The organism is Paenibacillus sp. FSL H7-0442 (assembly GCF_038593105.1).
Classification (GTDB): Bacteria; Bacillota; Bacilli; order Paenibacillales; family Paenibacillaceae; genus Paenibacillus; species Paenibacillus polymyxa_D.
Genome location: NZ_CP151963.1, coordinates 3686460 through 3707800 on the forward strand (window position 1 = coordinate 3686460; position 21341 = coordinate 3707800).

Genomic DNA, 21341 nt, shown 5'->3' on the forward strand with positions numbered 1-21341 from the left:
ATTTTATTCCATGATAAATCCTATATAAAACAACAAATTATACATAAATAACACGATGCGTACCCGTCAAATCCAATGGTACATTCATAATCGTATCCATCAGACTGAGACCATAACGATTCAGAAAATGATAGATCGTATACGCCCGCTCCTGCGGCTGTCCAAATGGGAAAAGCGACCATTCAATACGATCCCACTGGCGAAGTGCTGTTTCATTTTGTCGAAGCAACGCTTCCTGAACTTTTGCCTCCAGATAGGCGATCTGTGACAGAATCTTATCGCGGTTGGTTTCTCCAAGCCGTAGCAAACCTTTTTCAATCAAACCTGTCTGCTGCACAAGCGGTTCGTACATGCGGACAAAAGCTTCCTTTGCCCCGGAAAACTGATCCTGCATTCCAAGCTGATCTTGAGTGGCAATCCATTGCTTTTTCCGTTCCTCAAGTCCGTCTCGAACTTGACCAAAACTTAATTCATACTTAAGCATATGCTTCTCCACACCTGACTCTACCAACGTAAAAGACATTCGTGGCAGCAGTATCGGCATCTGCATCTCCAACACCCCGAAAGCATCCCGTGTAATCGCCCAGTAAGCAATCTCTCCTAGACCCAGCACAGATGCCAGCACCGGAAACAGTGAATCCTGCATTAGAGGACGAGTTAGCACATTATTACTAAAACGTTCGGGATGTCTATCTATCTCTTCAAGCAGTTCATCCACAGTAAACACTACCAGACCGTGTCGATCTGTGAATAGCCCAGCTTTTTTGAAAAGCAGCAAACGTTCATCTTCATGGATATAAAAGAGATTCGCGCCGCTTTCATGCACATCCGCTTGTAAATGATAGCCATAATCTACGATCCGCGTGGCAGTCGTCCGGTAAGCCTGCTCCAACTCATCATTGTACTGAACCAGCCGCTTAAAAACGGATGCTTCCAGCTTGCGTAGCGAAGGATCTGCTGAATCCAAAAGTACTAATCCATAGCTGCCGAACAAAAGGCCCAGCAACTTGGCAAAGGCTTCACTCAGTCCATATGAGTCCGTTAATCCGTTCTCAATCATGCGCATTATATCAGCCTTATGTTCTGAATCTGGCAAGCTTTGCTCTATATCCGCTATCGCTTGCTTCCACTCAACAGTATCAACTTTAATCGCACTAACCGAAGAACGGCGTTCAGGTTGCTTATTCAGCTTGATTTTGACGACTTGTGGGTCATTTGCCATTACGTATGTATGATTGACCTCGTCCCAGTCATGATCTTCGCCAGCAATCCAGAAGACGGGGATAACCGGACGTCCAAGCCGTTCCTCAGCTTCTCTCGCTGCCTTAATAATTGTAGCGGCTTTGTAAATGACCAGCATCGGACCTGTGAACAGTCCGCTTTGCTGTCCGCCAGCTACTACTAAGGCATCTGGACTATCCAGACGGTCCAATGAAGCACGAACCGCCTCATGCGAATTGTATTTCTCATTGTATATACGAAGACATGCTACGACATCCTTACGGTTTAATCGCAGATGCCCCGTCTTATCCAGCCACTTCGCCCGTTGGGCATAAGCATCGGCGTGCAGCACATTATACTCATACAAATCGCTTGCGCGTCCCGTACCCTGTATATAATCTTCTGCCAAAGCCGACCCTCCGCGAAGCGTTTCCGGAATTATTTTCATGGGTCTGCCTCCTGTCTCCACCAAAACCTTACTGCTTGATTGTACCGAAAGCCCATGTCCACGTCAAAGCTTCCTACAAAAAAAACCGCCGAATAACTCGGCGGTTGTTGCATAAAACAAGATCAGGCGTAAGGCTCAGCTACAAAATGTCCTTTGGACACTTCGATGAGCGTGGCATTTTCCAGGTTATAAGCCCCTGTCTTATTGCCAGATGCATCATGAATCGGGCCTGCTTGGTCGCCTGGCATAATAATCCGTTTTTTGTTAGCTTCTACTTCTGGATCAGGAAGTGGGATCGCCGACAAAAGCATTTTCGTATAAGGATGGATCGGATTTGCATACAACTCAGCGCTTTCTGCAAGCTCGACCATTCTACCCATATACATTACAGCTACCCGATCACTGATGTGCTTAACCATCGACAGATCATGCGCAATGAACAGATATGTCAGACCCAAACGTTCTTGAAGCTCTTTTAGCAGGTTGACAACCTGAGCCTGGATAGATACGTCAAGAGCCGAAATCGGCTCATCACAAATGATGAATTTAGGATTAACCGCTAGTGCGCGTGCAATACCGATCCGCTGACGTTGACCACCAGAAAACTCATGCGGATAGCGTGTTGCATGGTCAGGGTTCAAACCAACCAGATCAAGTAACTCTTCAATCCGTTTCTTACGTTCTGCACGGCTACCCGCCATATTGTGAATATCCAGCGCCTCACCAATAATATCAGAAACAGTAAAACGCGGGTTCAATGATGCATACGGATCTTGAAAGATCATCTGCATATCACGGCGCATGGCTTTCATTTTACTCGGTGATAATTTGTAAATATCCGTCCCGTTAAAACGTACGCTTCCTGCTGTAGGTTCATACAAGCGCAAAATCGTACGACCCGCTGTAGATTTACCACAGCCGGATTCGCCAACCATACCCAGCGTTTCACCCTCACGAATATAGAAATTCAGGTTGTCCACCGCTTTGAGCACACGGTTTTTGCCAACATTAAAATACTTTTTAAGACCTTCAACCTCAATTAAATTGTTGCTACTCACCATGATCTCACCTCCTATTTCTTCAACTTCGGATCAAGCGCATCACGCAAGCCGTCGCCAAAAAGGTTGAACGCAAGCATAATCAAACTGATCAAACCTGCCGGGAAAAGCATCCGCCACGGGTAATACATCCACCCGGTCAGAGCTGATTCAATCATTGAACCCAGCGACGCCTGAGGAGCCTGTACCCCTAATCCAAGGAAGCTCAGGAATGCCTCGGAGAAAATAGCACTTGGAACTGTCAAAGTCAGTGTGACAATGATTGGTCCTACCGCATTAGGCAACAAGTGACGGAACAGCAAACGACCTGCACCAGCACCCATTGAACGGGAAGCAAGTACGAATTCTCGGTTTTTAAGTTGTAACATCTCACCACGCACAATCCACGACATGTTAATCCATCCCGTTACACAGAGCGCAATAATAATCGTGGTAATACTTGGCTCCAGTACAACCAGCAACAGGATCGTAACAAGCAAGTACGGAATGGAGTACAGGATTTCAGAAAATTTATTCATGATTTCATCAACGCGGCCACCAAAGTAACCCATGATTCCACCATAAATAACTCCAATCATCAAATCAATCATTGCAGCAGCCAAACCAATAATCAAGGAAATCCGAGCGCCCATCCAAGTACGTACAAACATATCACGCCCCAGATCATCTGTTCCGAACCAATGTTCCGCCGAAGGAGGAAGATTGGTGCTCAACAAATCATTCGTGCGGTCATCGTATGGGGACAGCATCGGGCCAACGATTGAAGCAAGCACAATGAGAACCAAAACACTCAAGCTCGTCATAGCCAGTTTATTTTTACGAAGTCGCTCCCAAGCATCTCGCCAAGCGGACAAGCTTTCGCGCTGAATAACTTCAGACTGCTTTTCATCCGCTCCGACCTTCTGGAAATCTTCCGGTTTTACCTGAAGCTTATCCAAGTTCACAGCATTATCTTTAACAGACATAAAGTTATCCCTCCTTCCCGCCAGTAAGCTTAATCCGCGGATCAATAAATCCATATGCAATATCCGTAATAAAACGTGCCACCATCAGCAAAATACCGTAAAAAATAGTAACTCCCATAATCATGGTATAATCGCGGGTTGTAATACTATCTACGAATACCTTACCAATACCGCCAATCCCGAAGATACGTTCAATAACAACTGAACCTGTAATAATATTGGCTGTCATTGGTCCTACATAGGTAACAACCGGCAGAATGGCGTTACGTACAACGTGTTTGAACATAATTGTAATGGATTTTAAGCCTTTAGCTTTGGCAGTCTTAATGTAATCTGCATGGAGCACTTCCAGCATGCTGGAACGCGTTAGTCGTGCGATAAACGCAATCGGTGAAGCGGATAGAGCCGCAACAGGTAGAACGTAATCCATCGGACCTTCAAAGCCCATGACATTAAACCAACCTAACTGTTGAGCAAAGTAAAATTGAATTAACGATGCCAGAACGAAGCTGGGAACCGCAATCCCCATGATAGCTAATATCATTGCGACGTTATCTATGAGCCTACGATGGTACAAAGCTGCCAGCATACCTAGCAAGAGACCGACAATTATCGACACGATTATGGCAACAAAACCCAGTTTCAAGGAAACTGTGAACGTTTGTCCGATAATGTCAGTAACACTTTGATTCAGTTTTTTCATAGAAATGCCAAAATCACCTGAAGCAATATCACCTAAGTATTTGAAATATTGGATATATACAGGCTTATCCAGCCCATATTGCTCCATTAACCGGGCTTGAATCTCAGGAGAAGTCGCTTTTTCACTCATGAAGGGGTTACCCGGAATTGCTTTCATGAGAAAAAACGTCGCAGAGATCAGAATGAATAAAGACAGCAGCATATAGAAGAATTTACTGATCAAATAACGCGTCATTGCCCGTTTACACCCCCCATAAATTTTTTTCGACACCATTCGATTTTATCGAAATAGAATTGGACTGTCCAATCTACTTATTTGCATGGTTACATGATGATGGAAAAGACTAGAACACACAAAAAAAACGGGATATATATGGTTCTATCCACATATATATCCCGAAGTAACTATCAAACTTCAGAATTGAGCTTCAGTTACTGTGTAATATACGCTCTTGTGAAATCAATTGCTCCACTAAAGTCAAGCCCGATGTCTTTTACATTCGGTTTCGTTAAGGAAACATTTGAATAGTAGTAGATCGGAAGCATTACCATATCATCTTGAACCAGAATTTTCTCTGCTTTCGCAAAATCTTCCATGCGTTTAGCTGGATCAGTTTCTGTTTTGGCAGCTTTAATCAAAGCGTCATATGCAGGGTTAGCGTAACCCGCATTGTTGTTACCATTGCCTGTTGTCCACATATCCAGGAATGTCATCGGATCATTATAGTCAGCAGACCAACCACCACGAGCGATTTGGAAATTCAGCTTGTTACGTGTTTGGATAAATACGCCCCACTCTTGATTTTGGGTTTTAACGTCCACACCAAGGTTTTTCTTCCACATATCAGCTACTGCCAAAGCAATCTTTTGGTGACTTTCACTGGAGTTATACAGCATGGTTATTGTAGGAAGTGTAGTTATGCCTTCCTCTTTCATACCTTCTTGAAGCAATTTTTTCGCTTCAGTGAAGTCTTCTTTGAAGTAATCATCTTTATTCTCACTACGGAATTCTTGAGATACTCCTTTGATACCTGGAGGTACAAAGCCGTAAGCAGGAATTTGACCGCCCATTGTTACACGTTCAACGATCGGTTGACGTTGAATAGCCATCGCAAACGCTTTACGGATTTTGGCATTGTTAAATGGTTTTTCAGTTACATTAAACAGGTAGTAGTACGTACTTGCAATTCCTTTAGCCTTAAACTCGTTAGACAATTCGTTTTTCACAGCCGTAATTTGGTCAGTAGGAATTTCACCTGTTGGCATACCTGCATAATCAAGTTGTCCACTTCTGTACGAAGCCAGTTCAGTTGCACCACTGTTTACAAGGGACATCGTAATTTTGCTCAACTTGATTTCGTCTTTACCCCAATAGTTTTCGTTCTTGGTTACTTCGATCTTTTGACCGCTATCCCAAGCCGTTAATTTGAAAGGTCCGTTAGTAATCATGCTATCTTTCTGAACAGCCCACTTATCGTTACCTTTAATAGAAGGATTTACAGGATAGAAAGTGTAGAAAGAAGTCAATCCTAAGAAGTACGGAGTTGGGTGATCCAGCTCTACTTGCAATGTATGGTCATCAACAGCTTTGACACCTACATCTTTAAAATCTGTAACTTTAGTGCCTTTATAAGATTTCGAAGTGCTCAGGTTGTAGCCCTCAGCATTTTTGATATAGTACAATTGGTAAGCATATGGAGGTGCCGGAGCCGTCGAAGGGTCCAATACCCGTTGCCAAGCAAATACGAAGTCGCTTGCTTTAACTGGGTCGCCATTACTCCATTTTGCAGTATCACGAAGTTTGAACGTGTAGGTTTTGCCGTCATCAGAGATTTTCCAAGATTCAGCAACGCCAGGGATTTCTTTGCCGTCAGGGCCCATACGTACGAGACCTTCATACAAAGTTTTCAGAACCGCGTTCGTTTGACTATCCTGAGCTTGTGCCGGATCGAAGGTTGGCGGCTCGGAAGAAAGGTTAACGCGCAAAATTTGCTTGTCGGCCGGAGCCGGCGTAGTCGAGGTGTTTTCTTGTGCGCCCTTACCATTGGTATCGTTCTTGCTGGAGCCGCAACCTGCGAGCAATGCGCCAACTGCAAGAATGAGTGTCAAAAGGACTAAAAAGCTTTTCCTTTTCATCTAGCGTTTTCCCCCTAGTTCTAAAGTGGTATATGTTTATAGATTATACAACCAGCGGTCAAAAAAATCTACATTACATTTCTTCAAATTGAGCTTTTTTTTCAAAAAAACATGATTAATTCATATTTTTTCACCATTCCATGTCATCTTATATCACATGATGTTGAATATATTCTTAAATATACCAACAACAGTCAACAAAATATACGCCAATGTCATTGCTATAAAAGTTAATCTCCAGACCGCTCTACATAATCTTTTACCATCAACCTTTCCTTTTATTCGATTTTGAGCTCCTCCAATTAAACCCAAGGCCAGTAATAGGAGCAGTAGAATCAAATAAAAACCGAATCGAGATGTAAAAATGACGTTAAAGAGTGCTGCGACGGAAAATATCAGAAAAAACGTGGTAATATCCATAGAAGTAAGTAACGATTTCTTTTTTTCCATTTTAAGAATGTAGCGACAAACCGCAAACACGATCAAAAACGGAAAAAAGGGAAGAATACTGAAAGTGATAATAGTACCTTGTATAAGACTCAACTGATCACCCCTCTTTTAGCCGCATACCTTCAATTAATTGCCACAATACCTCATGAGTTGGTGCAGTAACCCCAGCCTGATCTGCCATCTGCACCAGTTGTCCGTTAATTGAAGCAACTTCCGTCATGGACTGTGCAAGTACATCAGCTAGCATGGACGAGTGATTTTCTGCCGTTGACCGGCATACATTTATAATTTGCTCCCACCATGCGTTTTCCCAGTGGATACCATGAGCTTCATACACTTGAATGCCTTCATCGTACAACCTGCGCATCATATGTATTCGAATAGGGTGCGAAAGCAGCTCGCCATTACGAACTCGCCATACCGCCGTCAGCGGATTGATTACAGCATTGATCAACAACTTGCGATACATACCGTTCTCGATTTCTTTCGACAAGCAAGCGTCAAATCCTGCTGCAAGCAGCCGATTTAGCACACATTGGTTAAAATTATTGTTCTTCGACTCCTCCCCTTCCTCCGAACAACCTATTTCAGTAACACCCGATCCTGCATGTACAATAGATGCGACTCCCTGCCTCTTGGCTCCTTCAGTCGTCACAGCAGGATATACCACAGCTTTAGGCCAAGCCTTTCTAATGCGTTCTATATGACCGATTCCATTTTGCAAGCAAACGATTCCTATAGCTCTGTCCATTTGAGCTGCAGGCTGGATCTGTTCTAATACTTCCTCAATCGCCCCCTGTTTGGTCATAAGCATTATCCATCGTGCCGGAGCCTGTGAATTTAACCGTTGCCAATCTGCCAATGGCGCTACCTTCAATTTATCTCCGGACACATGTATTGCCACCTGTCCCTCCTTATCAAACACAGTAATTCCTTCATGAGTAATGACGCGTGCCTGCTCAAGTGTACGTGTCCACAGCCTTACTTTTGTACCCGAGGCAGATAACCTCCCGGCAAACAACAATCCCAGCGAACCCGCTCCAATAATATCAATCACCTTTGTATCGTCTCGCTTCCATCTTTTTTTCTACTATATCATATGCACTCTAAAGAAATACAAAAAACGCCAACTACGGCAAAGCGCTAGTTGACGTTTTATTTCAGAATTGCAGAAGTAATCTTGTTACTCAATGCGCTCCAGATTCCCATTGGCGTCCATTTTGAATCTGGATTTAAGCTCTTCCTCATCTTCAGTAATTAGAGCCAAGCGCCGAGCCCGGTCCATAATCTGAATCAGAGCTTTATAATCATCATTCACAACACGATAGTCGGTTTGCACCTCATTCACTTCTTTGGACAGCCGGTCATTAATGGAGCGAAGCTGATTCAATTCTTCTTCCTTTTCCCGTAAATCTTTCTCCAGCATCTTAATCTGCCGATTCGTTTCCTGGACGGATCCCTTCCATTGACGCAAGAAACGAATTACTGCATCAATAGATAATGTATCCTCACTCGTACCATCTGTTCTGTACCCACCTTCAACTGTATCAAGCGAGGCAAAAGCCGCAACCTGTGATACACCTACCGGGTTCTGCTTGCGGATATAACTGCGCTTCTGGCGCTGTGCTTTGGCAATGCTAATTGCTTCATCGTAACGTTTGCGCACGCAACTGTTCCAACGAAAGCCGCATGCTGCAGAGGTTCTTCCTATCTTTTGTCCAACCTCCTCAAACGCAGCAAGCTGCGTTCCACCTTCACGGATATGCCGCAATGTCACCTCCGCCAATATCAAGTCATCTTCCACACTCCATGCATCTTGTCTTATTGCAGTCATGCCTCTAGCCCTCCTAACAACATCCTGAAATAACCGTCTTCATGAACCGATCCTGCCGGTATTTGAATAGGGTATAAAAGCTGTTTATTCATTCCTATGCCTCTCGTAGAGTTCATAGAATCTATTTGATACTAAATTGTATTTCCATTTCTGCAAGAACTCATACGTGAACGTAAACAGTTTCGGGTTTCAAGCATGCTCAGACTGCTGTACAATAAAATGAATGGTTAAAGAAACAGAAAGGATCATATACATTACTATTAGTTTTTTTCGGGAATACATAAAAGGGGAAACCAAATGAACAAACGAATAAAAATCACAATCAGCACCCTGCTGAGCACCATTATGTTGCTAACTTTCATATATGTACGTCCTACTCTAGCCGCTCCCTCCCAAGAAGAAAGTCAGATTTTACAAGATAGCCTGTCGATTGTAGAGATAGACCATGAAATTGAGCGAATCAATCAGGAGCAACAGACTCTTTTGCAGCGCCAGCAGGAACTGCGAAGTAACCTCACCGTTCAGCAAGAGCAAATGACCATACAACGGAAGCGTGCAGGCTCTGTGCTGCGATCTTATTATATGGGGGAAAGGGACAAGCTGTTAAGTGTGGTGCTAGGGGCAAAAAGTATAAGGCAACTTCTCTCTCTGTACGATTACTACTTGTTATTGATTAGTCACGATCAGGATGTGCTTCAAGAATACGAATCCAATTATCAATCTATGCGAAAAACAGAACAACAAGTCACCCAAGCCTCAATGGAATTGGAGACAGTCAAAACAAGCTTACTGGCTCAACGTAAACGCATTGTCCTGCTTCAGTCGCGTGTAAATGACGGCGTTAACGCCAGTAATGACCCGGATACCCTACGCAAGCTAATTGGCGAAATGACAGCTTATTGGGAGAATGTAGGTGTCTACGAGGTAAATAAACACTTTAAAGCATTAGCTCAAGCTATGCAGGATTTACCGCAATTCATTCAACAACAACAAGGTGCCATGGTTACAAATGGAAAAGTCATTACGATAAGCATTCGTGAAGAGGACTTTAACCGTTTTTTAAAGTCAGAAAATGAATTGTTTAATCACTTCAACTTTACATTTGCGCAGGATCAAATTATGGTAGAAGGCCAACAAGGAACGATGAAATTAAGGGTAGAAGGTCACTACACGGTGGAGAATGAACCAAAAAATTCAATTTTATTTCATGTGGATCGATTAGTATTTAATGGTCTGGAACTACCTGATACGACCCGCAACAAGCTGGAAAGGGATTTTGATCTGGGTTTCTACCCACAGCAGCTTATTTCCTATGTCAAAGCCACAGAAGTACGCACTTTAGCAGGAATGCTTGAAGTTAAGCTCGAATTAAATTTTAAGTAAACTGGCTTTTGCTTGCCTTCAATGTTCTGAATTTTCACGCGTATAAAACAAGACCCCGGGATATTCCCGAGGTCTTGTTATTTGTAATAACGATATGGACTTTATAGCAGATCGGCTGCCAACTGTGCGAGCTTGGAGCGTTCTCCTTTTTCCAACATGATATGCCCGCTAATCCCTTCTTGCTTAAACCGCTCCACTACATAGGTTAAACCGTTGCTGGCTGCATCCAGATAAGGGTGATCAATCTGCTCCGGGTCTCCCATCAAAATGATCTTGCTTCCCTCACCCACCCGAGACACAATCGTTTTAATCTCATGTCGGGATAAATTCTGCGCCTCATCGACTATAATAAATTGCCCAGGTATCGAACGTCCGCGAATATAAGTAAGTGCCTCCACCTGAATACTGCCCAAGCCCATCAAAATTTTGTCGATATCACCTGATTTTTTGGCATCAAACAGATATTCCAGATTGTCGTAGATTGGTTGCATCCATGGACGAAGCTTTTCATCCTTTTCTCCTGGTAAATAACCAATATCCTTGCCCATAGGAACAACAGGTCGAGCAATCAGCAGTTTCTTGAAGCGATGTTCATCCTCTACTTTAAGCAAACCTGCCGCCAGCGCCAGCAACGTTTTGCCCGTACCCGCTTTTCCTGTAATGGTCACGAGAGGGATATCATCATTAAGCAAAAGCTCCAATGCCATCCTCTGTTGAGCATTGCGCGCGCTGATTCCCCATACTGATTCGTTACTCAAGTACAGCGGCTCTAATCGCTCTGCCTCCTGGTTAACTTTCAGTAATGCTGATTTTCCAGTTCCCATTTCATCTTTCAGAATGACAAATTCATGTGGATACAGTGTATAAGGTAGTTCCAGTGACTTGATTAGTAAAAAACGGTTAGAGTAAAATTCATCTATGATGGACGGGTGCACCTGTATTGCCGAGTATCCGGGGTATAGCTCACTTAAATCGCCTGTTCTATCGGAGAGGTAGTCTTCAGTCAGCAGTCCCAATACATCTGCTTTGATCCTGACCAGCACGTCTTTACTGACCAAAACGACCGAACGCGGCTCAGGCTGCTCCTGCTCTTCCAGATGATAATTCAAGGCGACCGCCAAAATCCGGTTATCGTTCGAAACCTCCCCGAACATCTCCTGAACTTTCAAAAAACTTCGGTGGTTCAACTCAACCTTAAGCCTTCCACCTTGGGGAAGTGGAACGCCACTATGCAGATGGCCCACTTCTCTCAATCCGTCCAACAATCGCGATACATTGCGGGCATTCCGTCCAATCTCATCCGCGTTGCGTTTTTTGGAGTCGATTTCTTCCAGAACTACAGCTGGAATAACAACTTCATGTTCTTTGAAGGTAAAAATGGCTTTCGGATCATGCAGCAGCACATTCGTATCCAGCACAAAAATTTTCTTCATTAAATCCCCTCCAAAGCGGCGTGGACAATCTCGTGTTTCATACCTATACCTATTCACTGGGTACCTAATACTTGCTGATTCCCTGAAAAAAAGAACCCCAAAGCAGCATAAAACAACGAAAAGTTGTAAGTGAAGATAGCCTCTGAGCCTGTCCATTTTTGAATTTAGACACAAAAGGCCCAGTGATTGCTCACTGGACCTAGACTTGGTTCACTATAACTTTAGACATACCTCAACCCCCTTATGTTATATAAGAGCTTTACTCGCTGCGAGTATAACATAAGCGGGAAGAAATATACATACTCAGGAATTGGAAGAAGCTGCGGTATTGTCGCTTGCTTTTTTAGCTAACTCCTCTTGTAGCGCTTGTTTGGCCAAATCGAGCTGTTGCTCATCAATGTACACATACGGGCTACGCCATGTTCCCGCTACCGGATTGTATTTCACATTTTGCTTGGAAATATTCCAATAGGTTTGTACGATATTCTTCATTTGCTGTGACTCAATATCTGTCATCATATTCTTATCAACCGATTTAATAATTGCACTAAACTTGGTCAAAGCGTTAAAGGATTGCATTTGGTCAATTAGAGAATGAAGCACCTGATTTTGTCGACGATTGCGATCAAAATCGTCAGATTCAGCTGTTCTCGGACGACAATTCGATTTGCGGTAGCGAACAAAATCAAGAGCCTGGTCACCGTTCAAATGCTTGGCTCCAGCTGTCAGATTAATATCGGTACCATCTGCACGGTCACGATAACACATGTTTTTATCAACCGTCACATCTACGCCACCCAAATTATCTACTACATCTCTAAAGCCCTGGAAGTTAATAACCGTCACATAATCGATATCAATGTTTAAATATTTGCCGATCATCTTCTTCATCTGTTCTTCAGCAACTTCACCAGATTCTTTTTCTCTAGCCTTAAACACCGGATAATACTCATTCAACTTGCGAGGTTTATATCCATCCATTTCTAGACGCGTATCGCGCGGTAGGGACACGATGGTAGACGATTTAGTATTGGGGTTCAATGTAGCTACCATAATAACGTCGGACAAATAAGTCGGATGATCAGGGCGGTAATCGGTTCCTAGCAATAAGATAGTCAAAGGCTTAGCTTCTGCCAATTGTGTTTTGGGTACTTCCTTGTTGATCCCCGTATCCAAAACTTCCTCTACCTGATTGTAAAGATAGTAGGTATAACCACCTGCTGCTAAAATACCTATAATGAGCAGAAACAAGACAAACTTCATAAACGATCTGAAAAAGCTTTTTTTCTTTTTCGTTTTTTTCGGTTTGGCGGATTTTTTCCCGGTTTGTGTCCGGGGAGGCAATCCGTTCGAAAGATTACTCATGCTTCAACACCTTTTCCTGCGTTTTGAGAAATATAGCTTTCTCCAAGTTTACAATCCTAAAACACACACAGCGGCGCATCCCGTTCCCGGGCGTCGCCGCTGTGGCCAAAGACCAATCCAATCAATTACATATTTGCTTGTGCTGTTTTACGTTGCTTCTCTGCACGCTCGCGTTCACCTTTGTTCAAAATCTTTTTACGCAAACGGATGGCATTAGGTGTAATTTCGCAATACTCGTCATCATTCAGGTATTCGAGCGCCTGCTCCAAAGAGAAGATTACAGGTGTTTTCAGTTTAACTGTATCGTCTTTTGTTGCTGAACGAACGTTTGTCAGTTGTTTTTCTTTACAAATGTTAACGACGATGTCGTTATCACGTGTGTGCTCTCCAACGATCATACCCTCATAGATTTCAGTACCTGGCTCTAGGAACAAAATACCGCGATCTTCTACGCCCAGCATACCATAAAATGTAGAGCTGCCGTTTTCTGTTGACACGAGTACACCCTGATGACGTCCACCTACTTGACCGCCAACAAATGGTCCATAGCTGTCAAACGCATGGTTCATTACGCCATAACCACGAGTCAAAGTCAGGAAGTTTGTAGTGTAGCCGATCAGACCACGTGCAGGGATCAGGAATTCCAAGCGAACTTGTCCGGTGCCGTTATTAATCATGTTAACCATTTCGGCTTTACGGGAGCCCAAACTTTCCATAACTGCGCCCATGCTTTCTTCCGGAATATCAATAAGGAGACGTTCGATTGGCTCCATTTTCTTACCATCAATTTCCTTGACGATAACTTCCGGTTTGGACACTTGCAGTTCGTAACCTTCACGACGCATGTTTTCAATCAAGATACCCAGATGCAACTCACCACGTCCGGATACAATAAAGGCGTCCGGGCTATCCGTTTCATCAACACGTAAGCTGACGTCCGTTTCGAGTTCTTTCAGAAGACGCTCACGCAATTTACGGGATGTTACCCACTTACCATCGCGACCTGCGAATGGGCTGTTGTTAACCAAGAAGGTCATTTGCAGTGTCGGCTCATCAATCTTCAGTACAGGCAGCGCTTCAGGATGGTTTGGATCAGCAATGGTTTCACCAATGTTGATATCTTTAATTCCCGCAATCGCTACAATGTCACCAGCGCCCGCTTGATCCGTTTCAATACGTTTCAGGCCTTGGAAGCCGAACAGCTTCTCAATACGCGCCGATTTACTACTACCATCACGTTGCATAACTGTGACTGCTTGCCCCTGCTTGATGATACCGCGGTTTACACGACCTACTGCAATTCGGCCAAGGTATTCGTTATAATCCATCAGTGTTACGAGGAATTGAAGAGGCTCATCTACATTCTCAGTTGGAGCCGGAATATGCTCTACAACTGTTTCGTACAATGCTTGCATGTTATCGTCTTGCTTTTCAGCATCCATGCTGGATGTTCCGTTCAGCGCCGAAGCGTACACAACAGGGAATTCCAGTTGCTCATCATTCGCACCCAGCTCGATGAACAGATCCAGTACTTCGTCAATAACTTCTGCCGGACGAGCCGCCGGACGGTCAATTTTGTTCACTACAACGATAGGCGTCAGATTTTGTTCCAGCGCTTTACGCAGTACGAATTTCGTTTGCGGCATGCAACCTTCGTAAGCATCTACGACAAGCAAAACACCGTCAACCATTTTCATAATCCGTTCCACTTCGCCACCAAAGTCGGCGTGTCCTGGTGTATCTACAATGTTAATCAGATAATCTTTGTAAGTGATAGCTGTATTTTTAGCCAAAATCGTAATACCGCGTTCACGCTCCAGATCGTTGGAGTCCATGGCGCGCTCCTGAACAGCCTCGTGTTCTCTAAATGTTCCGGACTGTTGAAGCAGCTTGTCGACAAGCGTCGTTTTTCCGTGGTCGACGTGGGCAATAATCGCAATATTGCGAATGTTTTCTCTAGCATGCATGGTTTGTATCCATATCCTTTCCGTATATCAAAATAGTGTCTCTATCCTGAAGCAGTGCTGATTCAAGGCTAACAATCGTTCTTTAGGCCCACTCCCTGCCAGCCTTCTATATGTTTCAGGCTTTGTACAGACAGCTTCTCTCTCCGATTCGCGTGAAAACCTTAAAATAAGCGTCAGAAATCATTCCGACGCTCTTATCATATCCATTATATTATAGTTGAAATATGTCATAAAGCAAGACATTATTGCCTGTTCCGTAATTTACCGCCATAAAATCTCATTGCTTGTCGTTTACCATTTGCGTTTGCCACGGTTGTTTACGACCAACCAGATTCCAGCGCCGATCAGTAAAACTGCAATAACATATATGATACCCGTTCTTAACAGGGTAATGACCAATAAAAACACCGATACCAAGCCCAATATCACGCCCCCCGTATATACATTACGAGAAAGCGAAATATCATTAATGGCGTACTCCCATAATCCAACCGCCACACCTAGAAGTAACAAAGGCCATAAATAGGCCATTAAATTCCAGCCCCAAATATTGCAGAGCAAAAATAAGAAGCCATAAACCGATAAAATCCCTGCTGGCAGCAACATAAAGGGTGAAACTTTACGCTTCATGTACATTGCATGCAGTACGATTCCAGGTATTAAAAACAGCAAAGGCCAAAAGTTTCGTCCCAAGAAGGAGAACGTCCCCAGTTTCCCCAACAAAATAATCAGTCCTACGGCAACAATGCCCACTCCGATCATACGCTCTTTTCCGGAATTCATCGTGGTCTCCTTTGTTTGCTGAATTTGTTTTTAGGTCGCTTAATGTGATTGTTTTTAAGTATATTTTAGCCGATGTTTTCCAAAAAAACTACGTTCAAATATGATGAGCACGTAGCTGACGATATATTCCTGCAATCACAACTGCTGAGGCTAAGAGTCCTGGTAACCATGCATGTATAAGCTCTCCCGTACCTGCTAACCATACACCCAATCGGGGATCACGCAGTAGCATTTCTCCTGCCGTAAAAGCCAGGATTGCAGATCCGAGCAAAACAAGTACAGGGAACCGGTGAAGCCAGATCGCAATTACGTTGCTGCCCCAGACAACTATCGGAATGCTAATTGCAATACCAATGACAATAATGGCGATATCCCCATCTGCTAGTGCTGCAATAGCTAATACGTTATCTAGACTCATCACAAAGTCCGCTACCAGAATCACCTGTATAGCCTTCCATATGGTTGTTTCTGCTCTGACTCCTACATGATCCTCACTCTCATAAAGCAGCTTAAACGCAATCCATAACAGAAGTAGACCACCTGCCGCCTGAATAAAGGGTATGCCCAGCAAAATGACAGCTACAAAAGTCAAAACACAGCGCAGGAGGACTGCACCGACTGCCCCCCACCATATAGCTTGACTCCGCTGCCTTGCAGGCAAATTTTTGCTCGCCATGGCTATAACAACCGCATTATCACCGCTTAACACCAAATTAATCATTAATATTTTCAACAGCAAAATGATATGCTCCATGTGTACAAACACCCCCATCCTACTTGTATGCGAAATAGGACGAGGCTATGCTTATAAGCTTTGTCAAATAAGTCATCCTTTATTAAAAAATGATGTCAAATTCGTTGAGTAAAGACCTTGAAATCAATAACAAACAGCCATATAATGAATCGTATTTCCGGAAAACGGGTATTAAAATAAACACATACAACGATTTTAGGATGTTTAATCAGGGAGATGAGAACGATTGATATGTCCGGACTTCAGTTCTTTTGGCTACTGCTTAATGTGATATTTATTGATCTTCTGCTCGCAGGGGATAATGCGATTGTAATTGGACTTGCCGCCAGAAAGCTGCCTCCTGCAACGCAAAAAAAAGCGATACTGTACGGCACCGGTGGTGCCCTGCTTATTCGCATAGCAGCCACCATTGTGGTACTCTGGCTGCTTCAAGTACCGTGGTTGTTACTCATCGGGGGGATTATGTTAGTCTGGATTGCGTATAAGTTGCTCGTAGACCAGGAGGACCATACCGAAGTCAAAGCGGGAACAACATTATGGGGTGCTATCCGCACGATTGTTGTAGCCGATGCGGCTATGGGTCTGGACAATGTGATTGCTGTTGCTGGCGCTGCCCAGCAGCATTTGCTACTTGTAGTGCTGGGCCTGTTAATCAGCGTGCCAATCGTGGTATGGGGAAGCACTCTTTTTATCAAACTGATCAATAAATTCCCCTGGATTATCTATTTGGGATCGGCTGTACTTGGTTATACGGCCTCTAATATGATTACTGAAGAACGTAAGCTGGAACCTTACTTTACCGAGCACCCTGCGCTGCGTATCTTGTTTATTGCTACAGTTATGGCTGGTATTTTGCTCACGGGATATCTTCAAAATCGCAAAGCAATGTCCAGTCGAGAAAAAGCTGTTTAAAATGCTTCAAAAACTGTTTTAACTAAAATCAAAAAAGGCAGACCCCATAATAACAGTGGGTCTGCCTTTTTGTTTAAAACCAATCTTCCTGTATAACTTCCTCATTACGCCCCTCTATAGCTCCGCCTGACTCCAGGACAAGCGTTTCCGTTGCAGCCACAGCCTGTTCAATCAAGGCATTTAAATCCCGAATAGAGGCTTCAATCTTTTGAACAACCCACAAATTTGGATTGGTCGTTGGGGATTTAGGAACAAACAATGTGCAGCAATCTTCATATGGAAGGATGGATAAATCGTAGGTGCCAATTTGCTTAGCGATTTCCGTGATCTCCTGCTTATCCATCATGACGAGAGGTCGCAGCAATGGTAATTCTGTTGAACGGCCAATCACATTCATGCTGGATAACGTTTGACTAGCAACTTGACCCAGACTGTCACCCGTCACGAGTGCCAGCGCTCCTTCACGCTCAGCCAGCATCGTTGCAATTCGCAGCATAGACCGTCTCATTAGCGTTATAATCAGATTGTCCTGTCCAGTGCGCGTAAAGGCCGTCTGCACCTCTGTAAACGGTACAAGGTGGATTTTGATCCGCCCTGCATAGCCTGCTAATACCCTTGCCAATTCAATGACCTTTTCTTTCGCACGCTCACTTGTAAACGGATAGCTATAAAAATGTACACATTCAATTTCCAGTCCTCTACGCATGGAAGACCATCCTGCTACCGGGCTGTCGATTCCACCAGACAGCAGCAGCATAGCTTTACCGTTCGTTCCTAACGGAAAGCCCCCTACAGCCATAATAACATCGCTGAATATATAGGCCGCCTGCTCTCTGACCTCCACACGCAACTCAATATCTGGTTGATGCACATCGACCCTCAACGCTTGAAACTCTCGCAAAATAGGAGAACCAATTAAATGGTTCATCTCTTGTGAGGAATGAGCAAACTCCTTCCACACTCTGCGGGCATTTACCTTGAAAGTCGTTCCCTCGGCCACATTCAGCTCACGCATCAAAGCTACAGCGGTCTCAATTATAGCACCCAGCTCGACAGGAGCCATTTTGACAGGACTTATTGTCGTGATGCCAAACACTTTTTGTAACACTTGAATGATCTGTTCATAAGGCTCTCCTCCGAGTACCACATAAATCCGTCCAAATTCCTTCCGCAAAGAAGCGCCGGGAAACGGCTTGAGCAGCAGCTTCACGTGATTCAGTACTGCCTTTTCAAAACGAGTCCGATTCTTCCCTTTTAATGTAAATTCACCGAAGCGAAGTAACAGCATATCATAGTGCATTTTAACGTTTCCACCTTTCAAGGGATTCCAGCTTGGCTACAGCCTGTTGCAGTGCAAGTATAAGCTCGTCAATATCCTGTTCCGTATGCTCGTCACCGAAGCTGATACGAATGCCGCCAGATGCTTCTGCCTCATTGCGGCCCATCGCCTGCAGCACCCGGCTGGGCTCGGCCAACTTCGAAGAACAAGCCGATTTGGTGGATACGACCACACCTAGTTGCTCCAGCGTATGCAGCAGCACCTCGGCCTTCATACCCGGATACGAAAAGTGGACAATATGCGGTGCTTCCTCCCCGCTGTTTAGCCGCAGTTGAGGGATTGTCTGCACTTCTGCGACCACCCGTTCTCTCCACTCGGTCATACGTCGTGCTGTTTCTGCTTGTCGTTCGCCCGCTAGTCGTACCGCTTTGGACATACCAACAAGCAGTGGCACATTTTCCGTACCTGCACGAAAACCCTGCTCCTGAGAGCCGCCACTATGCAGTGGGAAAACCTCTACACCTTCCCGAACGAATAGTAGTCCAGCACCTTTAGGTCCACGCAGCTTATGCGCAGAAAGGCTGTACAGATCAGCCTGCCAGCCCCGGATATCAACCGGCAGCTTTCCAAACCCCTGTACACCGTCAATATGAAATAGAATACGGGGGAACTGTTTCTTCAGCGCAGCTCCGATATCATGCACCGGTTGCACCCTTCCCGTCTCATTATTGACATGCATAATACTGACTAAAATCGTATCTTTACGGACAGCGGCACAAACCTGTTCGGCGCTCACATGCCCTTCCGCATCGACAGGTAAAAATGTAACCTCAAAGCCCAGATTTGTCAGTTGTCTGCAAGCTTCATACACAGACGGGTGTTCTGTCGATACAGTAACAATATGCTTACCTCTGGTCTGATACTGCAAAGCTACTCCCTTAATAGCAAGATTGTTGCTTTCCGTTGCCCCAGATGTGAAGACAATCTCTGATGGATACACTCCCAAAGCCGCAGCACATACTTCGCGCGAACGCTTAAGCAACTTATCCGCATCCTCTCCATACCGATGCATCGAAGATGGATTGCCATAGTGTCGTCTCATGATCTCGGCAACGGTTGTAATCACCTCTTCAAAAGGCGGAGTTGTCGCGGCATAATCAAAATATTTCATTAAACTCCCCTTTCTGCCCTACAACTGCTGCAACAAAAAAAGACCAAAACAGGGAAAGGCCGCTACATTATAGCGACACCCTTTCCCCATATTGACCCTGTTCTGCGGACCTAATCTAATTGAAATTACGCACTTTTTTCGTTATAAGCTATAGGGCTTAGATCGTATATTTTTCACGTGCATTTTGAATCTTGTTAATATATCTTTGCGTTTCCAGCGGAAGCTTATCCAGTACAGACATTAACTGTTCATCACTACTTACACCAAGCCGCTGCACCCGTCCGGGACCTGCATTATATGCAGCCAGCGCCATATTTTCTTGTCCGTTAAAACGTTTAATCTGATAAGACAAATAACGAACTCCAGCATCAATATTTTGTCCAGGATCATACGGGTCACTGACTCCCAGACCTTGAGCCGTAGCATCCATAAGTTGCATAAGCCCTTTGGCCCCGGCCGAAGAAGTGACCGACGGATTGAATGAAGATTCCGTATCAATAACTGCTTTAATCAACGCTACTGGAACGCCGTATTTCTGACTAGCCTCGTTAATCAAATCATCATATGCCGTAGGTGTTGTAGGTCCGTCTGTTGCTGTGCTGGAAGGAGCGGGATACAATGACGAAGCCGTTCCCCTCGAAGGTCCCAATTGAAGCCAAAGCAAACCATTTTCGTCTCTGGTAACATCACTTGAATTTTCTCGAGTCACAGCACCATCTGTTTCCAACTGACCTACTTGTTCCAGTAATCCGGAAAAAGCGTCCGTTGTTCCCGTCTGGGTTGTAGCACTCATATTATTTAACAGCTGCATGTCTAACATGGACTTGGACACGCGCGGATCAATCTGCATGTGGTGTTCCCAACTTTCTATAGTTGTTATATCCCAAATAGCTTGTCGTTATTGCTATGATACAACTTTTTACTATGTACTTCCATACCTTTTAATGAAAAAAAGCTCCGTTTCTGTCGAAAAGACAGCGGAGCTTTATAGATCAGCTTAAATGTAATTATATCACTAAGATGATTTTTCTCGGATATACACAAGAAAACTATGCTTTTTCCTCCAGTAAGGTCAACGAACGAACGGGATAAAAGCAAAATAACTCAATGTCGCCAGCGCCCCAAGACCAATCGACCAAATGCCGGTCGTTTTGCTGCCATTCACATAAGCAAAAAAGCCTAAAACTGCAGCAATAGGCCCCAGTACAATGGACCACATAAACAATGAGGCAATTCCCGCAGCCAGACCAACATAGCCAGAAATACGACCACTATTGTTTATAACTTGCTCTTCACCCTTGACCTCATGTCGAGTCGCAACTGAGCCGGGAGCAACCTCTGCTGCATATTCCTCACGATCATTACGGCGCTTGGCAGATCGTTCATGAATGTGACGGGGGTAATCTACACGTTTGCGGCTAACATGCTCTTCATTCTGATGCTTGTCGTTTTCATGATCTTCCATAATAAACTGCACCTC

The 21341-nt window shown here is 44.3% G+C and carries 19 protein-coding genes; 2 read left to right on the forward strand and 17 right to left on the reverse strand.

Annotation, left to right across the window (positions count from 1 at the left end; all coding sequences use genetic code 11):
• Positions 1 to 37: 37 nt before the first annotated feature.
• The 8 genes from bshC to MHH57_RS16280 all read right to left on the reverse strand — a co-directional run bounded on the left by bshC (position 38) and on the right by MHH57_RS16280 (position 8814).
• The gene (gene bshC, locus MHH57_RS16245; protein WP_340885925.1) at positions 38 to 1669 is read right to left on the reverse strand and encodes a bacillithiol biosynthesis cysteine-adding enzyme BshC; all 1632 of its coding nucleotides are present in this window, start codon (positions 1667 to 1669) and stop codon (positions 38 to 40) included.
• A 122-nt stretch (positions 1670 to 1791) separates the two neighbouring features.
• On the reverse strand, positions 1792 to 2730 hold the full coding sequence (locus MHH57_RS16250; RefSeq protein WP_029517761.1) for an ATP-binding cassette domain-containing protein: 939 nt from the start codon (positions 2728 to 2730) through the stop codon (positions 1792 to 1794).
• Positions 2731 to 2741: 11 nt separating this feature from the next.
• A complete protein-coding gene (locus MHH57_RS16255) occupies positions 2742 to 3692 on the reverse strand; it encodes an ABC transporter permease (RefSeq protein WP_013311103.1) in 951 nt (316 codons plus the stop codon).
• Between the two features lie 4 nt (positions 3693 to 3696).
• Complete coding sequence (locus tag MHH57_RS16260; protein WP_039272253.1) at positions 3697 to 4629, reverse strand: ABC transporter permease; 933 nt, start codon at positions 4627 to 4629, stop codon at positions 3697 to 3699.
• Between the two features lie 197 nt (positions 4630 to 4826).
• Positions 4827 to 6530, reverse strand: coding sequence for a peptide ABC transporter substrate-binding protein (locus tag MHH57_RS16265; protein WP_039272254.1), 1704 nt, complete (start codon positions 6528 to 6530; stop codon positions 4827 to 4829).
• Positions 6531 to 6683: 153 nt separating this feature from the next.
• Entirely contained in the window at positions 6684 to 7073 is a 390-nt protein-coding gene (locus MHH57_RS16270) for a DUF3397 domain-containing protein (protein WP_013311106.1), read from the reverse strand.
• Between the two features lie 4 nt (positions 7074 to 7077).
• Positions 7078 to 8037 carry a 2-dehydropantoate 2-reductase gene (locus MHH57_RS16275; protein ID WP_340956092.1) on the reverse strand — a complete coding sequence of 320 codons (960 nt, stop codon included), beginning with the start codon at positions 8035 to 8037 and terminating at the stop codon, positions 7078 to 7080.
• A gap of 126 nt (positions 8038 to 8163) precedes the next feature.
• The gene (locus MHH57_RS16280; protein WP_039272257.1) at positions 8164 to 8814 is read right to left on the reverse strand and encodes an RsfA family transcriptional regulator; all 651 of its coding nucleotides are present in this window, start codon (positions 8812 to 8814) and stop codon (positions 8164 to 8166) included.
• Between the two features lie 297 nt (positions 8815 to 9111).
• On the opposite strand from MHH57_RS16280, the gene MHH57_RS16285 reads away from it, so the two are divergent.
• Positions 9112 to 10197, forward strand: a complete 1086-nt coding sequence (locus MHH57_RS16285) for a hypothetical protein (protein WP_342434302.1) — start codon at positions 9112 to 9114, stop codon at positions 10195 to 10197.
• Positions 10198 to 10298: 101 nt separating this feature from the next.
• On the opposite strand, the gene MHH57_RS16290 is transcribed toward MHH57_RS16285, so the two are convergent.
• The 5 genes from MHH57_RS16290 to MHH57_RS16310 all read right to left on the reverse strand — a co-directional run bounded on the left by MHH57_RS16290 (position 10299) and on the right by MHH57_RS16310 (position 16499).
• On the reverse strand, positions 10299 to 11630 hold the full coding sequence (locus tag MHH57_RS16290) for a PhoH family protein (RefSeq protein ID WP_029517767.1): 1332 nt from the start codon (positions 11628 to 11630) through the stop codon (positions 10299 to 10301).
• Between the two features lie 303 nt (positions 11631 to 11933).
• On the reverse strand, positions 11934 to 12995 hold the full coding sequence (locus MHH57_RS16295; protein WP_311078925.1) for an LCP family protein: 1062 nt from the start codon (positions 12993 to 12995) through the stop codon (positions 11934 to 11936).
• 125 nt (positions 12996 to 13120) lie between these two features.
• On the reverse strand, positions 13121 to 14962 hold the full coding sequence (typA, locus tag MHH57_RS16300; protein WP_029517769.1) for a translational GTPase TypA: 1842 nt from the start codon (positions 14960 to 14962) through the stop codon (positions 13121 to 13123).
• A gap of 291 nt (positions 14963 to 15253) precedes the next feature.
• Positions 15254 to 15745: a hypothetical protein gene (locus MHH57_RS16305; RefSeq protein ID WP_029517770.1), complete on the reverse strand. Its 492-nt coding sequence runs from the start codon at positions 15743 to 15745 to the stop codon at positions 15254 to 15256.
• A 94-nt stretch (positions 15746 to 15839) separates the two neighbouring features.
• Positions 15840 to 16499, reverse strand: coding sequence for a TerC family protein (locus MHH57_RS16310; protein ID WP_029517771.1), 660 nt, complete (start codon positions 16497 to 16499; stop codon positions 15840 to 15842).
• 216 nt (positions 16500 to 16715) lie between these two features.
• Between MHH57_RS16310 and MHH57_RS16315 the strand changes: the two genes are divergently transcribed.
• On the forward strand, positions 16716 to 17411 hold the full coding sequence (locus MHH57_RS16315) for a TerC family protein (RefSeq protein WP_069010274.1): 696 nt from the start codon (positions 16716 to 16718) through the stop codon (positions 17409 to 17411).
• Between the two features lie 73 nt (positions 17412 to 17484).
• Here MHH57_RS16315 and thiI read toward each other — a convergent pair whose 3' ends face one another.
• The 4 genes from thiI to MHH57_RS16335 form a co-directional block, all read right to left on the reverse strand.
• On the reverse strand, positions 17485 to 18711 hold the full coding sequence (gene thiI / locus MHH57_RS16320) for a tRNA uracil 4-sulfurtransferase ThiI (protein WP_209949506.1): 1227 nt from the start codon (positions 18709 to 18711) through the stop codon (positions 17485 to 17487).
• Between the two features lies 1 nt (position 18712).
• Positions 18713 to 19861 (reverse strand): cysteine desulfurase family protein, encoded by a 1149-nt coding sequence (locus MHH57_RS16325; protein WP_209949504.1) that lies wholly within the window; start codon positions 19859 to 19861, stop codon positions 18713 to 18715.
• A 157-nt stretch (positions 19862 to 20018) separates the two neighbouring features.
• The gene (locus MHH57_RS16330) at positions 20019 to 20711 is read right to left on the reverse strand and encodes a lytic transglycosylase domain-containing protein (protein ID WP_318627858.1); all 693 of its coding nucleotides are present in this window, start codon (positions 20709 to 20711) and stop codon (positions 20019 to 20021) included.
• A gap of 222 nt (positions 20712 to 20933) precedes the next feature.
• On the reverse strand, positions 20934 to 21326 hold the full coding sequence (locus MHH57_RS16335; protein ID WP_322251723.1) for a hypothetical protein: 393 nt from the start codon (positions 21324 to 21326) through the stop codon (positions 20934 to 20936).
• Between the last annotated feature and the right edge of the window lie 15 nt (positions 21327 to 21341).

Excerpts from the sequence above, each read along its gene's own strand:
- MHH57_RS16335 (WP_322251723.1), bottom strand. The coding sequence starts at position 21,326 with ATGGAAGATCATGAAAACGACAAGCATCAGAATGAAGAGCATGTTAGC.
- MHH57_RS16250 (WP_029517761.1), bottom strand. The coding sequence starts at position 2,730 with ATGGTGAGTAGCAACAATTTAATTGAGGTTGAAGGTCTTAAAAAGTAT.
- MHH57_RS16260 (WP_039272253.1), bottom strand. The coding sequence starts at position 4,629 with ATGACGCGTTATTTGATCAGTAAATTCTTCTATATGCTGCTGTCTTTA.
- MHH57_RS16325 (WP_209949504.1), bottom strand. The coding sequence starts at position 19,861 with ATGAAATATTTTGATTATGCCGCGACAACTCCGCCTTTTGAAGAGGTG.
- MHH57_RS16330 (WP_318627858.1), bottom strand. The coding sequence starts at position 20,711 with ATGCAGATTGATCCGCGCGTGTCCAAGTCCATGTTAGACATGCAGCTG.
- MHH57_RS16305 (WP_029517770.1), bottom strand. The coding sequence starts at position 15,745 with ATGAATTCCGGAAAAGAGCGTATGATCGGAGTGGGCATTGTTGCCGTA.
- MHH57_RS16285 (WP_342434302.1), top strand. The coding sequence starts at position 9,112 with ATGAACAAACGAATAAAAATCACAATCAGCACCCTGCTGAGCACCATT.
- MHH57_RS16310 (WP_029517771.1), bottom strand. The coding sequence starts at position 16,499 with ATGGAGCATATCATTTTGCTGTTGAAAATATTAATGATTAATTTGGTG.
- bshC (WP_340885925.1), bottom strand. The coding sequence starts at position 1,669 with ATGAAAATAATTCCGGAAACGCTTCGCGGAGGGTCGGCTTTGGCAGAA.
- thiI (WP_209949506.1), bottom strand. The coding sequence starts at position 18,711 with ATGCACTATGATATGCTGTTACTTCGCTTCGGTGAATTTACATTAAAA.
- MHH57_RS16290 (WP_029517767.1), bottom strand. The coding sequence starts at position 11,630 with ATGAAGAAAATTTTTGTGCTGGATACGAATGTGCTGCTGCATGATCCG.
- MHH57_RS16265 (WP_039272254.1), bottom strand. The coding sequence starts at position 6,530 with ATGAAAAGGAAAAGCTTTTTAGTCCTTTTGACACTCATTCTTGCAGTT.
- MHH57_RS16280 (WP_039272257.1), bottom strand. The coding sequence starts at position 8,814 with ATGACTGCAATAAGACAAGATGCATGGAGTGTGGAAGATGACTTGATA.
- MHH57_RS16255 (WP_013311103.1), bottom strand. The coding sequence starts at position 3,692 with ATGTCTGTTAAAGATAATGCTGTGAACTTGGATAAGCTTCAGGTAAAA.
- MHH57_RS16315 (WP_069010274.1), top strand. The coding sequence starts at position 16,716 with ATGAGAACGATTGATATGTCCGGACTTCAGTTCTTTTGGCTACTGCTT.
- typA (WP_029517769.1), bottom strand. The coding sequence starts at position 14,962 with ATGCATGCTAGAGAAAACATTCGCAATATTGCGATTATTGCCCACGTC.
- MHH57_RS16295 (WP_311078925.1), bottom strand. The coding sequence starts at position 12,995 with ATGAGTAATCTTTCGAACGGATTGCCTCCCCGGACACAAACCGGGAAA.